The sequence below is a fragment of the Bradyrhizobium sp. HKCCYLS2038 genome (assembly GCF_051167655.1).
Taxonomy (GTDB): Bacteria; Pseudomonadota; Alphaproteobacteria; order Rhizobiales; family Xanthobacteraceae; genus Bradyrhizobium.
Genome location: NZ_JBNPTM010000008.1, coordinates 1 through 16,472, shown reverse-complemented (window position 1 = coordinate 16,472; position 16,472 = coordinate 1). Strand labels below are relative to the sequence as shown.

General features: G+C 64.9%; 17 protein-coding genes and 1 pseudogene. 9 read left to right on the top strand and 9 right to left on the bottom strand.

Annotated features, from left to right (window positions below):
• On the top strand, positions 1-576 hold the full coding sequence (locus ACQR1I_RS29375) for a Smr/MutS family protein (RefSeq protein ID WP_434869577.1): 576 nt from the start codon (positions 1-3) through the stop codon (positions 574-576).
• Between the two features lie 3 nt (positions 577-579).
• Here ACQR1I_RS29375 and ACQR1I_RS29370 read toward each other — a convergent pair whose 3' ends face one another.
• From ACQR1I_RS29370 to hslV, 5 genes are all read right to left on the bottom strand, one after another.
• The gene (locus tag ACQR1I_RS29370) at positions 580-1,698 is read right to left on the bottom strand and encodes a hypothetical protein (protein WP_434869576.1); all 1,119 of its coding nucleotides are present in this window, start codon (positions 1,696-1,698) and stop codon (positions 580-582) included.
• A 235-nt stretch (positions 1,699-1,933) separates the two neighbouring features.
• Positions 1,934-3,238 (bottom strand): ATP-dependent protease ATPase subunit HslU, encoded by a 1,305-nt coding sequence (gene hslU / locus ACQR1I_RS29365; RefSeq protein WP_434869575.1) that lies wholly within the window; start codon positions 3,236-3,238, stop codon positions 1,934-1,936.
• Positions 3,239-3,243: 5 nt separating this feature from the next.
• On the bottom strand, positions 3,244-3,756 hold the full coding sequence (locus ACQR1I_RS29360) for a GNAT family N-acetyltransferase (protein ID WP_434869574.1): 513 nt from the start codon (positions 3,754-3,756) through the stop codon (positions 3,244-3,246).
• 13 nt (positions 3,757-3,769) lie between these two features.
• Positions 3,770-4,369: a DUF2585 domain-containing protein gene (locus ACQR1I_RS29355; protein WP_434869573.1), complete on the bottom strand. Its 600-nt coding sequence runs from the start codon at positions 4,367-4,369 to the stop codon at positions 3,770-3,772.
• 3 nt (positions 4,370-4,372) lie between these two features.
• Positions 4,373-4,933, bottom strand: coding sequence for an ATP-dependent protease subunit HslV (gene hslV / locus ACQR1I_RS29350; protein ID WP_006612664.1), 561 nt, complete (start codon positions 4,931-4,933; stop codon positions 4,373-4,375).
• 194 nt (positions 4,934-5,127) lie between these two features.
• On the opposite strand from hslV, the gene hisB reads away from it, so the two are divergent.
• The 7 genes from hisB (at position 5,128) to coaA (ending at position 9,896) form a co-directional block, all read left to right on the top strand.
• Complete coding sequence (hisB, locus tag ACQR1I_RS29345) at positions 5,128-5,721, top strand: imidazoleglycerol-phosphate dehydratase HisB (RefSeq protein WP_434869572.1); 594 nt, start codon at positions 5,128-5,130, stop codon at positions 5,719-5,721.
• A gap of 27 nt (positions 5,722-5,748) precedes the next feature.
• Positions 5,749-6,273, top strand: a complete 525-nt coding sequence (locus ACQR1I_RS29340) for a DUF2628 domain-containing protein (protein ID WP_434869571.1) — start codon at positions 5,749-5,751, stop codon at positions 6,271-6,273.
• Complete coding sequence (gene hisH, locus ACQR1I_RS29335; RefSeq protein WP_434869570.1) at positions 6,270-6,920, top strand: imidazole glycerol phosphate synthase subunit HisH; 651 nt, start codon at positions 6,270-6,272, stop codon at positions 6,918-6,920. The genes ACQR1I_RS29340 and hisH overlap by 4 nt, the downstream gene beginning before the upstream one ends.
• Before the next feature lie 59 nt (positions 6,921-6,979).
• The gene (gene hisA / locus ACQR1I_RS29330; protein WP_434869569.1) at positions 6,980-7,714 is read left to right on the top strand and encodes a 1-(5-phosphoribosyl)-5-[(5-phosphoribosylamino)methylideneamino]imidazole-4-carboxamide isomerase; all 735 of its coding nucleotides are present in this window, start codon (positions 6,980-6,982) and stop codon (positions 7,712-7,714) included.
• Positions 7,715-7,727: 13 nt separating this feature from the next.
• The gene (gene hisF, locus ACQR1I_RS29325; RefSeq protein WP_434869568.1) at positions 7,728-8,504 is read left to right on the top strand and encodes an imidazole glycerol phosphate synthase subunit HisF; all 777 of its coding nucleotides are present in this window, start codon (positions 7,728-7,730) and stop codon (positions 8,502-8,504) included.
• A 78-nt stretch (positions 8,505-8,582) separates the two neighbouring features.
• A complete protein-coding gene (locus tag ACQR1I_RS29320; protein ID WP_434869567.1) occupies positions 8,583-8,906 on the top strand; it encodes a phosphoribosyl-ATP diphosphatase in 324 nt (107 codons plus the stop codon).
• Positions 8,907-8,939: 33 nt separating this feature from the next.
• Positions 8,940-9,896: a type I pantothenate kinase gene (gene coaA / locus ACQR1I_RS29315; RefSeq protein WP_434869566.1), complete on the top strand. Its 957-nt coding sequence runs from the start codon at positions 8,940-8,942 to the stop codon at positions 9,894-9,896.
• A gap of 307 nt (positions 9,897-10,203) precedes the next feature.
• Here coaA and ACQR1I_RS29310 read toward each other — a convergent pair whose 3' ends face one another.
• From ACQR1I_RS29310 to ACQR1I_RS29300, 3 genes and pseudogenes are all read right to left on the bottom strand, one after another.
• A complete protein-coding gene (locus ACQR1I_RS29310) occupies positions 10,204-12,444 on the bottom strand; it encodes an ATP-binding protein (RefSeq protein ID WP_434869565.1) in 2,241 nt (746 codons plus the stop codon).
• A 136-nt stretch (positions 12,445-12,580) separates the two neighbouring features.
• Positions 12,581-13,072 (bottom strand): hypothetical protein, encoded by a 492-nt coding sequence (locus tag ACQR1I_RS29305; protein WP_434869564.1) that lies wholly within the window; start codon positions 13,070-13,072, stop codon positions 12,581-12,583.
• A 101-nt stretch (positions 13,073-13,173) separates the two neighbouring features.
• A pseudogene (locus ACQR1I_RS29300) lies at positions 13,174-14,085 on the bottom strand (YifB family Mg chelatase-like AAA ATPase); the annotation flags it as partial.
• 74 nt (positions 14,086-14,159) lie between these two features.
• On the opposite strand from ACQR1I_RS29300, the gene ACQR1I_RS29295 reads away from it, so the two are divergent.
• Complete coding sequence (locus ACQR1I_RS29295; RefSeq protein WP_434869563.1) at positions 14,160-15,860, top strand: recombinase family protein; 1,701 nt, start codon at positions 14,160-14,162, stop codon at positions 15,858-15,860.
• A gap of 351 nt (positions 15,861-16,211) precedes the next feature.
• Here ACQR1I_RS29295 and ACQR1I_RS29290 read toward each other — a convergent pair.
• Positions 16,212-16,472, bottom strand: a 261-nt coding sequence (locus ACQR1I_RS29290; protein ID WP_434869562.1) for an integrase core domain-containing protein, incomplete at its 5' end; no start/stop codon positions are given.

Here is a 16,472-nt window from a genome sequence, read left to right as displayed (position 1 = left end):
ATGCCTGAAGATCCTGAACCGCCGCGCAGCCGTCGCAAGCGTGGCCTGTCCGAGGACGAGCGTGCGCTGTGGGAGACGGTGGCGCGCCAGATCAAGCCGTTGCGAAAGATGCCGCGCCCGGTCCGGCCGCATCCGCCGATGGTGACCGCGGAGCCGCAACCGGACAAGCCGATGACCACGCCCCGTCCGGTCGCGCCACTCGTCGTTCCCAAGCCGGCCAAGCCGGCGATCCCGCCGCTCGTCTCGCTCGGCCGCAAAGAGCGCTCGAGATTGTCGCGCGGCCGCAGCGAGATCGACGCCCGGCTTGACCTGCACGGCATGACCCAGAGCCGGGCGCACCAGGCGCTGCATCACTTCCTGCATCGCGCCCAGCATGACGGCCTGACCTTCGTGCTGGTCATCACCGGCAAAGGCACCATCGGCGCCGATCCCGAACGCGGCGTGCTCAGGCGGCAGGTGCCGCATTGGCTCAGCCTGCCGGAATTCCGCGCGCTGATCATAGGCTTCGAGGAGGCCAACGTCGGCCACGGCGGCGCCGGCGCGCTCTATGTCCGGATCCGGCGGCCACGCGGTTGACGATCAGAACGGCCGGATGATGCCGACGCGCGGGATCACCGTGATGATCCAGCCGAGGATCGTCGTCTTGCGATCGTCGCCATCGATCAGCGCCACGGGCTTGGTCGTCGGCAGCGTCTTCACCGCGTGCAGCATCAGCACCATGCAGACCACCCAGCTCGAGATCCAGCGCGAATAGTCGAACACCATCGCGAACATGACGAGATAGGCGAGGCTGATCACGATCAGTGCGGCGCTAACGACGTGACGATGACGCTGCTCGAGCGCGGCGATGAGATCCCGGAACGTGCGCCACAGCGGCGCATGCAGCCAGAGCAGCAGCGCATAGACGGGCACGCCGAGCAGGTTCGACGGCAGCCGCGCCCAGGTGTCCTGCACCTCCTTCGCCAGCGGCTGGTACCAGACATAGGCGAACTGCAAGAGCTCGGTGCGCGAGGGATCGGCCATTCGCGTGCGCAAGTAGCTCACGAAGTCGGCCTCAGGTAGCGGCATCGTGCCGAGGAACTGCGCGGCGAGGAACAACACACCAAGGCCGAGCAGCGCCGCTGCGCCGACCGCGACATCCAGGCGCGTGGTCGGGCGCGGCAAGTAGTAGCGCAGCACGACGATGGCGGCGATGGTTGGGACGTACATCAAGAGATGGATGTGATGGATCAGCACCAGCACGGCCGAGATGAACGCCGCGAGCAGGACGTAGCCCAATGAGTATGTCGGCACGAGCAGCAGGATGATTGCGCCGAGGCAGCCATAGATGTCGAAATGGCCGAGCGTGAACAGGAAATTCTTGAACACGAACGGCGAGCCGGCGGTGAAGACGAGCAGCGGCAGCTGCGTACGATCGAGGCCGAAGGTTCGGCGGAACAGCTGTAGGAACAGCACGAAGGTGATCAGCCAGACGCTGCCGGCGAGTGCGAACACCAGCCACACCGGCACCTTCGCCGCGAACAGCCCGACGATCGCCCCGATCAGCGCCCGCTTGATGAAGCCGAAATGGTAGTCGACCAGCAGGTGGATGTAGGGAATGTAGGGCGGCAGCGTGAGCTTGTATGCGAACACGCCGAGCATGACCGCAGCGTTGACGGCGAGCATCAGGCGCCAGTGCCTGCTGGACACGCCGGTCATGCCAAGGCCGAGCAGTGACAGAGAGAGGCGAGGTCCCCGCCCAACCCACCGCTGTCGTCCCGGCCTTGAGCCGGGACCCATAGCCACCGCCATTCGTGGTGAGGCAAGGCTGGAGCCGCCATCTTGAACTACAATCAGCCTCGGTGGTTATGGGTCCCCGCGTTCGCGGGGACGACAGCGGAGGGCTAAGCGACGGCCAGTGCGAAGAAACGCAGAAGCTGCAAGGCGCAGCCGCTTACAAAATGAACCGGCTCAGATCCGCGTTCTTGGCGAGGTCGCCGATGTGCTGCTGCACATAGGCGGCGTCGACGCGCATGGTTTCGCCGGAGCGGTCAGAGGCGTTGAAGGAGATGTCGTCGAGCACGCGCTCCATCACCGTCTGCAGCCGGCGCGCGCCGATGTTCTCGACCGTGGAGTTCACGGCCACTGCGATGTCGGCCAGCGCATCGATCGCGTCGTCGGTGATGTCCAGCGTCACGCCCTCGGTCTTCATCAGCGCGACATATTGCTTGATCAGCGACGCCTCCGGCTCGGTCAGGATGCGGCGCATGTCGTCGCGCGTCAGCGCCTGCAGCTCGACGCGGATCGGCAGGCGGCCCTGCAGCTCTGGCAACAGATCCGACGGCTTGGCGATGTGGAAGGCGCCGGACGCGATGAAGAGGATGTGGTCGGTCTTGACGGCGCCATGCTTGGTCGAGACCGTCGTGCCTTCGATCAATGGCAAGAGGTCGCGCTGCACGCCCTCGCGCGAGACGTCGCCGCCATGGCGGTTCTCGCGCACGCAGATCTTGTCGATCTCGTCGAGGAACACGATGCCGTTGTTCTCGACCACACTGATCGCCTCCAGCACCAGCTGGTCGCTGTCGAGCAGCTTGTCGGATTCTTCCGCGATCAGGAGATCGTGCGAGGCCTCCACCGTGACGCGTCGCGTCTTAGTACGGCCGCCGAGCTTGCCGAAGATGTCGCCGATCGAGATCGCGCCCATCTGCGCGCCCGGCATGCCCGGGATCTCGAACATCGGCATGCCGCCGCCGGACGACTGCGTCTCGATCTCGATTTCCTTGTCGTTCAGTTCGCCGGCGCGCAGCTTGCGGCGGAACGAGTCGCGGGTTGCGGCGCTGGAGTTGGCGCCGACCAGTGCGTCGATCACGCGCTCCTCCGCGGCAAGCTGGGCGCGGGCGGCGACGTCCTTGCGCTTGCGCTCGCGGACCTGGTGGATAGCGACCTCGACGAGGTCGCGGATGATCTGCTCGACGTCGCGGCCGACATAGCCGACCTCGGTGAACTTGGTCGCCTCCACTTTGAGGAACGGCGCGCCCGCGAGCTTGGCCAGTCGCCGCGCGATCTCGGTCTTGCCGACGCCGGTCGGACCGATCATCAGGATGTTCTTCGGCAGCACCTCCTCGCGTAGGCCGGCGTCGAGTTGCAGCCGGCGCCAGCGGTTGCGGAGCGCGATGGAGACGGCGCGCTTGGCGTCAGCCTGGCCGACGATGAAGCGGTCGAGTTCGGAGACGATTTCGCGGGGGGAAAAGTCGGTCATGGGCTCTAGCTAGGCTTGGATTGGCGGCGAGGCAAGTCGCCGGGCGCACAGGACATCAGGAGCGCACGTCCGTCCGGTGTCTCGATCGGCCGCTCCCGCCTGAATCCCGCCTTTTCGTAGGCGCTGATCGCGCGGACATTGGCCGGCGACGGATCGGTAACCATTCGCGGAACGCCGCGCAGAAACATCAGATCACAAAACGCAGTGATCACCCGCGGGCCATGGCCGCGCCCCACGCGGTCCTGTCCGGCGACGAACAGGTCGATCCCGCGGGTGCCATCCGGCTGCGGGCCAAAACCCTCGTTCCATGCGGTCAGGGCGTAGCACTGCAGATAGCCGGACGGCTCGTTGTCCATCAGCATGATGTACTGGTCCATCGCCGGCTCGTCGCGGTCGCCGTCGATCAGCGCATATTGCTCGTCCGGATCGCCCCACCATTTGCGAACGTGAGGCTGGGTCAGCCAGTCGCGGATCGCGGGCAGGTCGCCTTCGGTCATGAGACGAAAGCCGATGATCATCCGGCCCCCGCCCTCACAGCAGCGGCGGCCCGGCCTGCCATTGCCGGATCGCCTCGGTCGGATAGACCAGCATCAGGATGTTGAGGGTCAGGTTGTCGCGGATGTGCAGGCCCACCCCGATCTCGAACACGACCGCGATCAGCACGGTCAGCCACACCGGCAGCACCCGCGCCAGCAGGAAGCCGGTCATCATCGCGAGCGTATCGCCGACCGAGTTGACGATGCTGTCGCCGAAATAGTCGAGCGAGATCGTCGCGGCGCGGTAGCGCTCGATGATGAAGCTGGAATTCTCGACCAGCTCCCAGGCGCCCTCGATCAGCATCGCAATGATCAGCCGGCCCTGCCATGGCAGCCGCGGCACCAGCAGCGCCGTCAGCGCATAGAACAGGAACCCATGGATGATGTGCGAGAACGTGTACCAGTCGGTGAGATGCTGCGAGTTCTCCGAACTCTGCACCACGCCATGCCACAGCTTGACGGTGCCGCAGGCGCAGATCGGCAGCCGGCCCATCGCGAACAGGATCGCGGCCTGCGACGCCAGTAGCGCGAGCGCCAGCCCGAGCCAAAGCCCGGACGATCGTCGGGACGGGACGCCGATCTCGCTCGTCGCCATCGTCTACTCGGCCGACAGCGCTTCGATGGTGATGTTGCGGTTGGTGTAGACGCAGATGTCGGCGGCGATATCGAGCGACTTGCGCACGATGCTCTCGGCGTCCTTGTCGGTGTCGATCAGCGCGCGCGCGGCGGCCAGCGCATAGTTGCCGCCCGAGCCGATCGCCATCACGCCCGCCTCCGGCTCCAGCACGTCACCGGTGCCGGTCAGGACCAGCGAGACCTCCTTGTCGGCGACGATCATCATCGCCTCAAGCCGGCGCAGGTAACGGTCGGTGCGCCAGTCCTTGGCGAGTTCGACGGCCGCCCGGGTCAGCTGCCCCGGATACTGCTCCAGCTTGCTCTCCAGCCGCTCGAACAGGGTGAAAGCATCGGCGGTGGCGCCGGCAAAGCCGCCGATCACGTCGCCCTTGCCGAGCTTGCGCACCTTGCGGGCGTTGGACTTGATCACGGTCTGGCCGATCGAGACCTGGCCGTCGCCGCCCACGACCACCCTGCCCCCCTTGCGGACGGTCAGGATCGTGGTGCCGTGCCAGACGGTGGGCTCGTGCGAGGATGCGTGCATGGAAGATCCCTGGTTGTCGGCCTCATTTAGGCGCTTGGGCCGGGGGAAACAATTACCAGGTCCCTGCCCTGCCCCTCCGGGCCTTGAAATCTGCTCACCATGGCCCGAGATCAGGCCTCGAGGGCGTCATCCCGCAGTAGCTAAGGTGTCATCCGCCTGATAAAAGGGCCGCGTTTTCAAGGGAAGCTGACCCCATGCGTAGCGCGACCATCAAGCGCAAGACCAAAGAGACCGACATCGAGGTGTCCGTCAACCTCGACGGCACCGGCGTGGTCAACATCGCGACCGGTATCGGCTTCTTCGATCACATGCTGGATCTGCTCGCCCGGCATTCCCGCATCGACATGACCGTCAAGGCGGTCGGCGACCTGCATATCGATTTCCACCACACCACCGAGGACGTCGGCATCGCGCTCGGCCAGGCCGTGCGCCAGGCGCTCGGCGACATGGCCGGCATCACCCGCTATGCCTCGATCCACATGCCGATGGACGAGACGCTGACGCGCGTGGTCATCGACGTGTCCGGCCGGCCGATGCTGGTGTTCCGCACGACCTTCGCGCGCGACAAGATCGGCGAGTTCGACACCGAGCTGGTGCGCGAATGGTTCAATGCGTTTGCCATGAACGCCGGCATCACCCTGCACGTCGAGACGCTGTACGGCGAGAACGCCCATCATATCGCCGAATCCTGCTTCAAGGGTCTGGCGCGGGCGTTGCGGTCAGCGCTCGCGATCGATCCGCGCAACAAGGGCGAAGTGCCTTCCACCAAGGGTCAGCTCGGCGGCTGACCTCCCTCCTCCCAAGGGATATTCGACATGCCCGTCTATACCGTTCACGCTCCCCTCGCCGCCGGGGCCGATCTGCGTTCGACGGATCGCTTCGTGTTCATTCGCGACGGCTTCCATCTCTGGGCTGCCATTCTCGGCGCGGTCTGGCTGGCCTGGCATCGGCTGTGGCTGGCGATGCTCGGCTGGATCGTGCTGGTCATCCTGGTCGACGTGGCGCTGGCGCGGATCGGCGTCACAGGCGGGGCGATCGCCGCCATCGATCTTCTCATGGCGATCCTGCTCGGTCTCGAAGCCTCCAGCTTCAAGCGCTGGAGCTATTCGCGCGGCAATTGGCGCCAGCTCGACGTCGTCGTCGCCGACGATCTCGACGCCGCCGAGCGCCGCTTCTTCGAGCGCTGGGCCGCGAGGCGCAGCGATCTCGGCTACGACAACAACACCGTCGATCGCGGCGCCGCGCCGCCGACGCGCGACAATGGCAATGGCCAGCGGCCGCCGCCGCTGCCGCATGCCAGCATCATTGGCTTGTTCCCTGAACCCGGAGGTGGACGATGAGCGTTGCCATCATCGATTACGGCTCCGGCAATCTGCATTCCGCCGCGAAAGCGTTCGAACGCGCCGCGCGCGGCATGGAAGATCTGCAGAAGGTCGTGGTGACGCGCGATCCCGATACGGTGTATCGCGCCGACCGCATCGTGCTGCCGGGCGTCGGCGCCTTCGCGGATTGCCGCCGCGGACTCGATGCCGTCGACGGCATGCTGGAAGCAATGACCGAAGCCGTGCGCCACAAGGCGCGGCCGTTCTTCGGCATCTGCGTCGGCATGCAGCTGATGGCGACGCGCGGCAAGGAGCACGTCACGACCGACGGCTTCGACTGGGTCGCCGGTGATGTCGAGAAGATCACGCCCCGTGACGAGAGCCTGAAGATCCCGCACATGGGCTGGAATACGCTGGATGTTCTGCAGGAGCATCCGGTGCTGGAGCGGCTGCCGCTGGGACCGAAAGGACTGCACGCCTATTTCGTGCACTCCTATCACCTGAACGCCGTCAACGAGAGCGAGGTGCTGGCGCGGGCCGACTATGGCGGGCCGGTCACCGCTGTTGTCGGCAAGGATACCGCCATCGGCACGCAATTCCATCCCGAGAAGAGCCAGCGGTTCGGTCTCGCCTTGATCTCCAACTTCCTGAAGTGGAAGCCGTGAGCGCAGCGCTCTTGCTCGATCGAGAGACGGGCAGGGCGCTTGCCTGAAAGACAGCTCAGATGATTTTGTTTCCCGCCATCGATCTCAAGAACGGCCAGTGCGTGCGTCTGGAGCAGGGCGACATGGCCCGCGCCACCGTGTTCAACCTTGATCCCGCCGCTCAGGCCAAGAGTTTTGCCGACCAGGGTTTTGAGTATCTCCACGTCGTCGATCTCGACGGTGCCTTCGCCGGCAAGCCGATGAACGCGCAAGCGGTCGAGGCGATGCTGAAAGTGGTCAAGATGCCGGTGCAGCTCGGCGGCGGCATCCGCGATCTCGCGACGGTCGAAGCTTGGCTCAATAAAGGTATCACCCGAGTCATCATCGGCACCGCCGCCGTGCGCGATCCCGAGCTGGTCAAAACTGCCGCCAAGAAATTCCCCGGCCGCGTCGCCGTCGGCCTCGATGCCCGCGACGGCAAGGTTGCCGTCGAAGGCTGGGCGGAAACGTCGGAAGTCACCGCGCTCGACATCGCCAAGCGCTTCGAGGACGCAGGCGTCGCCGCGATCATCTTCACCGACATCGCGCGCGATGGCCTGCTCAAGGGCCTGAACCTCGACGCCACGATCGCGCTGGGCGATGCCATCTCGATCCCCGTGATCGCCTCCGGCGGCCTCGCCTCGATCGAGGACGTCAAGGCGATGCTGACACCGCGGGCGAAGAAGCTCGAAGGCGCCATCGCCGGCCGCGCGCTCTATGACGGCCGGCTCGATTCTGCCGAGGCGCTGGCGCTGATCCGCGCGGCGCGCGGGTAGGGGAGAGAACACGATGTTCAAGGTCCGCGTCATTCCCTGCCTCGACGTCAAGGACGGACGGGTCGTCAAGGGCGTCAACTTCGTCAATTTGCGCGACGCCGGCGATCCGGTGGAGGCGGCGATCGCCTATGACGCCGCCGGCGCCGACGAGCTCTGCTTCCTCGACATCACCGCGACCCATGAGAACCGCGGCATCATGCTCGACGTCGTCCGCCGTACCGCGGAAGCCTGCTTCATGCCGGTGACGGTCGGCGGCGGCGTCCGCACCATCGACGACATCAAGACCCTGCTGCGCTCCGGCGCCGACAAGGTCTCGATCAACTCGGCCGCGGTCAGCCGGCGCGAGTTCGTCAAGGAAGCGGCCGAGAAGTTCGGCGAGCAGTGCATCGTGGTGGCGATCGACGCCAAGTCGGTCGCCCGTCCGGGCGGCGGCTCGCGCTGGGAGATCTTCACCCATGGCGGCCGCAAGTCGACCGGCATCGATGCCCTGGAATACGCCCAGGAGGTCGTCGCGCTAGGCGCCGGCGAGATCCTGCTCACCTCGATGGACCGCGACGGCACCCGCCAGGGTTTCGACCTGCCGCTGACCCGTGCCGTGGCCGACAGCGTACCGGTGCCGGTGATCGCCTCCGGCGGCGTCGGCAATCTGGACCACCTGGTCGACGGCATCCGGCAGGGCCGGGCGACCGCGGTCCTGGCGGCCTCGATCTTCCATTTCGGGGAATTTACCATCCGGGAAGCCAAGGAGCACATGGTGCGCCAGGGGCTGCCGATGCGGCTCGATCCCTGACGACATTGCGCCGCAAAAATGTTAGATGAACGCTGGTCCGGCCTCCCCGGGACGGACCTGCGTTCCGAGAACTGGCTGATGTCCCGCTTCACGATCCACGATCTCGCTGCCATCATCGACGCGCGTGCCGCGGCGGGCGGCGAGGCGTCGTATACGCGCAAGCTGCTCGACAAGGGTCCGGCGCAATGCGCCAAGAAAATGGGCGAGGAGGCGGTCGAAACCGTCATCGCCGCCGTCGGCACCGACCGCGCGCATCTGATCTCGGAAAGTGCCGATCTGCTGTTTCATCTGTTGGTGCTGTTGAAGTCCCGGGACGTCCGGCTCGAGGAAGTCGAGGCGGCGCTCGGCAAGCGGACCGGTCAATCAGGTCTGGAAGAAAAGGCGTCGCGCAAGACGGAGTAGGGCGCGACAGCGGGGGAAACGAAGGGCAGCGTCATGGATATGCGCACCAGCGAACAGCAATATAATCCGTACCGCGTCTTCACCCGCCAGCAATGGTCCGAGCTGCGCAACGACACGCCGATGACGCTCGAGCCCGGCGAGTTCTCCAAGCTGCGCTCGATGCACGACCGCCTCGATCTGCAGGAGGTCGAGGACATCTATCTGCCGCTGTCGCGATTGCTGTCGATGTATGTCGATGCGGCGCAGCGGCTGTACTACGCGCAGCGCCAGTTCCTCGGCATCCGCGACCGCAAGATGCCCTACATCATCGGCGTCGCCGGCTCGGTGTCGGTCGGCAAGTCGACCACTGCACGCGTGCTGCAGGCGCTGCTGACGCGCTGGTCGCCGCGGCCGAAGGTCGATCTCATCACCACCGACGGTTTTCTGTTTCCGAACGCCGTGCTCGAACGGCAAGGCCTGATGCAGAAGAAGGGCTTTCCGGAGAGCTACGACAAGGCACGGCTGCTCGCCTTCCTCTCCGACATCAAGGCCGGCCGCCATCCGGTGCGTGCGCCGGTGTACTCGCATCTCAGCTACGACATCGTCCCCAACCAGTGGGCCGAGGTCGACCAGCCGGACATCCTGATCGTCGAGGGCGTCAACGTGCTGCAGACCGGACCGCTGCCGCGTGACGGCAAGGCCGTGCCGGTCGTCTCCGACTTCTTCGACTTCTCGGTCTATATCGACGCCGAGGAGGCGGTGCTGCGCAAATGGTACGTCAAGCGCTTCCTGTCGTTGCGCGATACCGCGTTCCAGGATCCGCGCTCCTACTTCAACCGCTACGCGCTGCTCTCCGACGACGAAGCCGTCGCCACCGCGATCGCGATCTGGGAGCGCACCAACCTCGCCAATCTCGAGGACAACATCCTGCCGACCCGCCCGCGCGCAACCCTGATCCTGAAGAAGGGCGCCGACCACGAAATCGAAACGGTGGCGCTGCGGCGGTTGTGAGCTGATGCGTGCGGCTTTAGCCGATCCGGGTCGTGATTGATTGATCAGATCTGATTTGATCCATCAGTATTAGCTCAACTGTTTTCTGTGAAACGATTTGGGACCGCGACGGCGGTGCACCCTCTCCCCTTGTGGGAGAGGGTGGCGAGCATGAGCGTAGCGAATGCACGCCGGGTGAGGGGTTCTTTCCGCGGAGAAAGACCCCTCACCCGGCTCGCGCTCGCTCCGCGAACGCGATCCACCCTCTCCCACAAGGGGAGAGGGTGCACTAATCGTGGAGCAGGTGAATCGCTAACTAACCAGCCAACTACGCAGCAACCTGCCGGGCCGCCGCCAGATTCGCCAGCGCTTCGTCCAGCTTGTCGCGGTCGAGGGGCTTGACGAGGAAGCCGTCCATGCCGGCTTCGAAGCAGGCGTAGCGGTCCTCGACCAGGGCGTTGGCCGTCAACGCCAGGATCGGCGTGCGGCGGCCGGGCTCGCTGGCCTCCAGCGCGCGGATGCGCTTGGCGGCGGCGATGCCGTCGAGCCGCGGCATCTGCACGTCCATCAGGATCAGATCGTAGGGCGCGCCAGCCGCGCGGGCGGCGAGCCAGGAATCGAGCGCGGCCTCGCCATGGACGGCGATATCGGCGTGATGGCCGAGCTTGGTCAGCAGCGAGCGCATCAACAGCGCGTTGATGTCGTTATCCTCGGCGACCAGGATCGACAGGCCGGCGCCCGCGCGGGCCGCGATCGGCGGAGCGACCATCGGGACAGGCTCGTCGATGTCAGCCGACGCGGTGCCATCGACGTCGAAGCCGACGCGGGCGGCGAGTGAGGCGGCGCGCAGCGGCTTGACGAGATAGCCATTGAACGGCGCCGCCGGCATCTGCTCGTGGCGGCTCACCGGCGTCACCAGCACGATCAGCCGCGTCGTATGTCGCTGCGCCGTTGCGCCCAGGTCGAGCGCCACGTCGCTGCCGATCGCATCATCGATCAGCACCGCATGCCACGCGCGCTCCGGCAGCAGCGCCTCTGCGACTTCGGTATCGGCGACCAGGCAGGTCTGCGCGCCCCAGTTCTGCAGGCGGCGCTCGATCAGCTCGGCCTGCAGCCCGGGCGGCGCGATCAGCATGACCGACTGTCCGGTCAGGTCCGGTCCGCGGAAGCTGTTCTGCTCGCCGCGCTCCAGGGCGGCCGGCAGCGGCACGGAAACCTCGAACGTCGAGCCGGCACCGAGCGCGCTCTGCAGGTTGATCCGTCCGCCCATCCGCTTGACGATCCGGTCGGAGATCGCCAGTCCAAGGCCTGTCCCGCCGAAGCTGCGCGCGACGCTGTCGTCGGCCTGCTCGAACTCGCGGAAGATGCGCTCCTGGGCATCGGCGGCGATGCCGATGCCGGTGTCGCGCACCTGGAAGCTGATCTCGTTCGGCCAGATGCCGGGCTCGGCGATCAGTGCAACGCCGCCTGACGCCGTGAACTTGATCGCATTGCCGGCAAGGTTGAGCAGCACCTGGCGCAGCCGCGCGGCGTCGCCCGTCACCCAGGTCGGCAGCCGCTCGTCCATGTAGGCGGCCATCTCCAGCTGCTTGGCTTGGGCGCGCGGCGCCAGCAATTCGGTGATCTCCTCGATCAGCGCCGTCAACGAGAACGGCTGCGCCTCCAGCGCCAGCTTGCCGGCCTCGATCTTGGAATAATCCAGCAGCTCGTTGATCAGCGACATCAGCGCGTCACCTGAGGTGCGCACCGCCTTGGCGTAGGTCGTCTGCTCCGGCGTCAGCTGTGTCTCCAGCAGCAGACCGCTCATGCCGAGAATGCCGTTCAGCGGCGTGCGGATCTCGTGGCTGGCCATCGCCAGGAAGCGCGACTTGGCGCGGTTGGCGGCATTGGCCTGGTCGCGCGCATCCGCCAGCGCGCGCTCGGTCTCGGTGCGGTCGGTGACGTCGCGGCCGACACATTGCAGCACGGCGGGATGTCCGGCGTCGGAGCGCACCAGCGCCTCGCGCCAGGCGATCCAGCGCGGCCCGATGGCGCTGCCGATGCACTGGTCGTGCACGCGCGTGCCGCTCGGCTCCAGCGCGCTGTCGCCCTGTTCGATCAGGTCGAAGGCAAATTGGCTGCCGACGAGGTTCTCGCGATCGAGCCCGGCCATCTGGCAATAGGCGTCGTTGACGAACACGATGGTGCCGTCCTGCTCGCGCATGACGATGAGGTCGCCCTGCTGCTCGAACAGGCTGCGCGCGCGCTGCTCGGCCTCCTGCAGCTCCCAGTTCCGGTCCGCCAGCACCTCGTTGTGAAGCGCGATCTTGTGCAGCTTCTTCTTGACGAAGCGCAGCCGCATGCTGAGCGTCGCCAGGCCGACGCAGGCGAGTGCGAACAGGAAGCTGGCGCCGATCGCGAAGGCATGCGGATTGTAGCCGGAGTTCTCGGAGAGGCTGGCCTTGATGAAGCCATAGGCGCCGCCGAAGCCGGCGGAGAAGATCATCATCGCGCGCAGGATCGTGAAGATCAGCTGATGACGGCGCGTGAACCGGCGCAGGCGCAGCCTGATGCGAAAAATCGGTCCCATTCCGTCACCCCTGATGTCGTCGATCCCGTGTCATCGCCGGCCCGCACCATGCGCCGGCCGGTATTGCTGAGACTTTGAAGCGTCGTGCCCGCGCGAGCCTGCGGTGCGGAGATGGTGAACCGGGCGTTAGCCCGGCTCACAGCACCGGATGGAGCGGTGATGAGGCGTGGCTGCGGGCGGCGACGATCAGCGCGGCGGCCTCTCTGACCGACGTGCGGCTGGAGCGGACGTAGATGCGGTAGTCGGCAAGGCCATCCCCGGCGCGATCGGTGCTGAGATAGATCCGCGGCGCATCAGCATCGCGATCGGCGGCGATCGCGACGATCCGGGACGGCCCGCCCAGGCCGCAGCCCTGATCCTCGCGGACGGGCGCATCGTCGATCACGACGAAATCGGCTACTTCGGGATCATCGACCAGTGCCACGCGCACGGTGGCGAGCGCGGGATCATCGGTGAAGTCGACGTTGAAATCGGCCTGGGGATCGGTCTGCCGCGGCGCGGAGCCGAGCGAGACGGTCTCTGTCCCGACGGCAATGCAGGGCCGCGGCGAGGGCGTCAGCTCGAGCCTGGCGGCGACCGCAGCCGCGATCAGCGGCACGGCCGAAACGAGCACCTTGAAACGCAACATGATACGCACCGACACAACAGGCCTGATGACGCAAACGCGGCCTTATGGTTGTCGGAGTGTAAAGAGAAGTCGTTACCAGAGTGTTGAGGCGGAGGGCGCCGTCACGCCGCATGCCGATTGTCTTCCGCCAGCGCGCGATACGATAGCGCCTCGGCCAGATGCAGCCGGCCGATGGTCTCGACATGGTCGAGATCGGCCAGCGTGCGCGCGACGCGCAGCACGCGGTGATAGCCGCGCGCCGACAGCCGCATCGTCTCGGCGGCTTCGCGCAGCAACTTCTGTCCAGCGGCGTCGAGCTTGGCGATGTCGTCGAGCACCGCGGCGGGGGCCTCGGCGTTGGTCCTGATATGCGGCAGGCCGGCCCGGGCGTAGCGCGCGCGCTGCAGGTCACGCGCGGCGGCGACGCGGGCGGCGACTTCGGCGGAGCCTTCCTTGGACGGCGGCAGGATCAGGTCGGCAGCGGTGACGGCGGGCACTTCGATGCGCAAATCGATGCGGTCCATCAGCGGGCCCGAGATGCGCATCTGGTAGTCGGACGTGCAGCGGTCGATGCGGCCGCGCTTGCAGGCATAGCCGGGCTCGAAGGCGTTGCCGCAACGGCACGGATTCATCGCCGCAACCAGCATGAAGCGGGCAGGGTAGGTGACGCGGTGGTTGGCGCGCGAGATCGAGACCTCGCCATTCTCCAGCGGCTGGCGCAGCGAATCCAGCACGCGCGGATCGAACTCCGGCAGCTCGTCGAGGAACAGCACGCCCTGATGCGCCAGCGAGATCTCGCCGGGGCGGGCGCGCAGGCCGCCGCCGGTCAGCGCCGCCATGCTGGCGGAATGATGCGGGCTGCGGAACGGCCGCCGGTTGGTCAGCGCGCCGCCCTCGATCTCGCCGGCGACCGAGGCGATCATCGACACTTCCAGCAGCTCGGCCGGCGACAGCGGCGGCAGGATCGACGGCAGCCGCGCCGCCAGCATCGACTTGCCGGCGCCGGGCGAGCCGATCATCAAGATATAGTGTCCAATTAATCGATATTAAAAGGACATCACTTAAGGATATGGTGGACAATTAAATCAAGATTTTGTACCGGTCTTAGATGGCTCCTGTCCCGACCAACTCAGAGCGGCCCAAGGCGTATTCCTACGTTCGAATGTCGACCGACCTTCAACTGAAGGGCGATAGTCTACGTCGTCAGCGTGAGGCTTCGCGAGCGTACGCCGAAAGGCATGGGCTCGAACTCATGGAAAATTTCGACCTGCACGATATCGGCGTTTCGGCATACTCGGGCAGGAATATTGCGTCGGGAAACTTCGGACGGTTCCTGACCGCGGTGAGAGAAGGAAAAATCGCGAAGGGATCATACCTGCTGGTCGAGTCATTCGACCGGATGAGCCGACAGGAGCCGATGGTCGCCCTAAAGCCCTTTATGGAGATTGTCGACGCCGGCCTTGTGCTCGTAACACTCGACGATGAGCGCATCTTCCACGGTAAGATCTCGTTCGAGGACCTGATCATCTCGATCGCGAAAATGAGCCGAGCGAACGAGGAGTCCGCACGGAAAAGCGACCGTTTGTCGCAGGCGTGGAAGGCAAAGCGGGCTCTTATCGGCGAGAAGAAGCTTACCGCCCGAGCTCCCAGCTGGCTGCGCCTGCGGGCCGACCGTAGCGGGTTCGAGGTGATCGAGGATCGTGCGGCGATCGTTCGTCGGATCTTCGATGACGCAGCGTCGGGGCTCGGTACGTACACAATAGTCCGGCGCCTGAACGAAGATGGTGTGCCTACGTTCATGGGCAAGGGAGGCTGGCAAAACTCAACGGTCAACAAGATCCTCAGCAGCCAGGCTGCCGTAGGAACGTTCCAACCGAACCGAATGGAGAACGGCAAGCGAACGCCAGACGGGGACCCGATACGCGATTATTTCCCCTGCATCGTTGACGTGGGCGTGTTCGAAGCAGCTCAACGCGGCCGGCTCGAGCGAAAAACTATGCCTGAGAATGGGAAACGGGGAAGTGGAGGGCCAAAGGGGAAGCACTTCACGAACCTCTTCACGAAGCTAGCCGTTTGCGAATACTGCCGCAGCCCGATGCAGCATCAGGATAAGGGGACTCCACCCAAAGGGCAGGCATACCTTGTTTGCTCGAACGCGATACGCAAGCTTGGCTGCAAAATGAACGGTCGTTGGCGTTATGACCAGTTCGAGTCCACGTTCCTGCAATTCGTTGAGCAGCTTGACCTCGCTTCCCTAGTGCAGACGAGTGAGCACTCAACTAAGCGAGCCGAGCTGGCGTTCCAGTTGGAGGCTACCGAGGGAAGAATCAAGCTTGTCGAGGACGAACTCGCAAAAGCATTCGAGACCAGTGTCAAACTGAACGACTTCAACAGCGACTTCCTTGCCACCAGAATACGCAGAGGCGAGCAGGAATTAACGGACGCACGCAAGCGAGTACAGCTCCTGCGCCATGAGCTCGCCGTTCTCGACCAGACAGCACTGATCTACTATCGCGAGCCGGAGCAAGTTGCGGCCCTGATCGAGAAAGTACGATCAGCGAGAGCGGGTGATGTTTACAAGCTTCGCGCTCAAATAGCGTCGAGGCTACAGTCCTTGATCAGCGAACTCCGGCTTACTGTCGATCCAGATGCGCAGCACTTTGAAGTGGTGTTCCGCGATGGACAGGCAATGATGTTGTTCGTCGACCCTGAAGATCCCGCAAAGTTCGTCCAGAAGGTTAGCGGGCTGCAACCAGATTACCGTGTAACTCTATCCGATGGCTCCATCGAAACGCTATCAACCGATTAGATCCGATGGGAGACAAAATATGTCTCGGAATGGTCACTGAGCGACCTAGATTGATCCCGCTGGTAAACCAGCGCGGCTGGGGTCACCCATGATCGCAGACCGCTGATTGCGTAGCTATTGCTGCAATCCTGTTAGGGGCGAAGAGCCCTTACTAGCGTTGCTGATGCTCCAGCTTCTAACAGCAGGTTTGTCACGACCTTCATGTGGTCCTGGAACGAGAACTGATCGATATCCACTATCGTTCCATTCAGAACATTCCATACTCTCCCCCCGGCTGAATACAATGGCCGATACCGTGAGAACGGCTTTAGGTAATCAGAGGATCGGGGATTCTGACCTTGCCCCCAAGTTTTATCCAAGTCTCAGTTCGTTCGGGCGGTTGGATGTGCCCATCCGGGCGGTGGTAGCAGCGGGGGCTGGCGCGGAGCTCTCGACATGGCGCAGCGCCAGATCCCGACGCGGATTGCAGGTTGCGGCGAACTCGGAGGGCGTTTTCCACCCGAGCTGCGAGTGTGGTCGTTCATCATTGTAGTCAGCCCGCCAGCATCGGAGCGCGACGCGGGCCTGGGCGAGCGAGGTGAACAGCGTCTCGTTCAGCAGTTCATCCCGCAG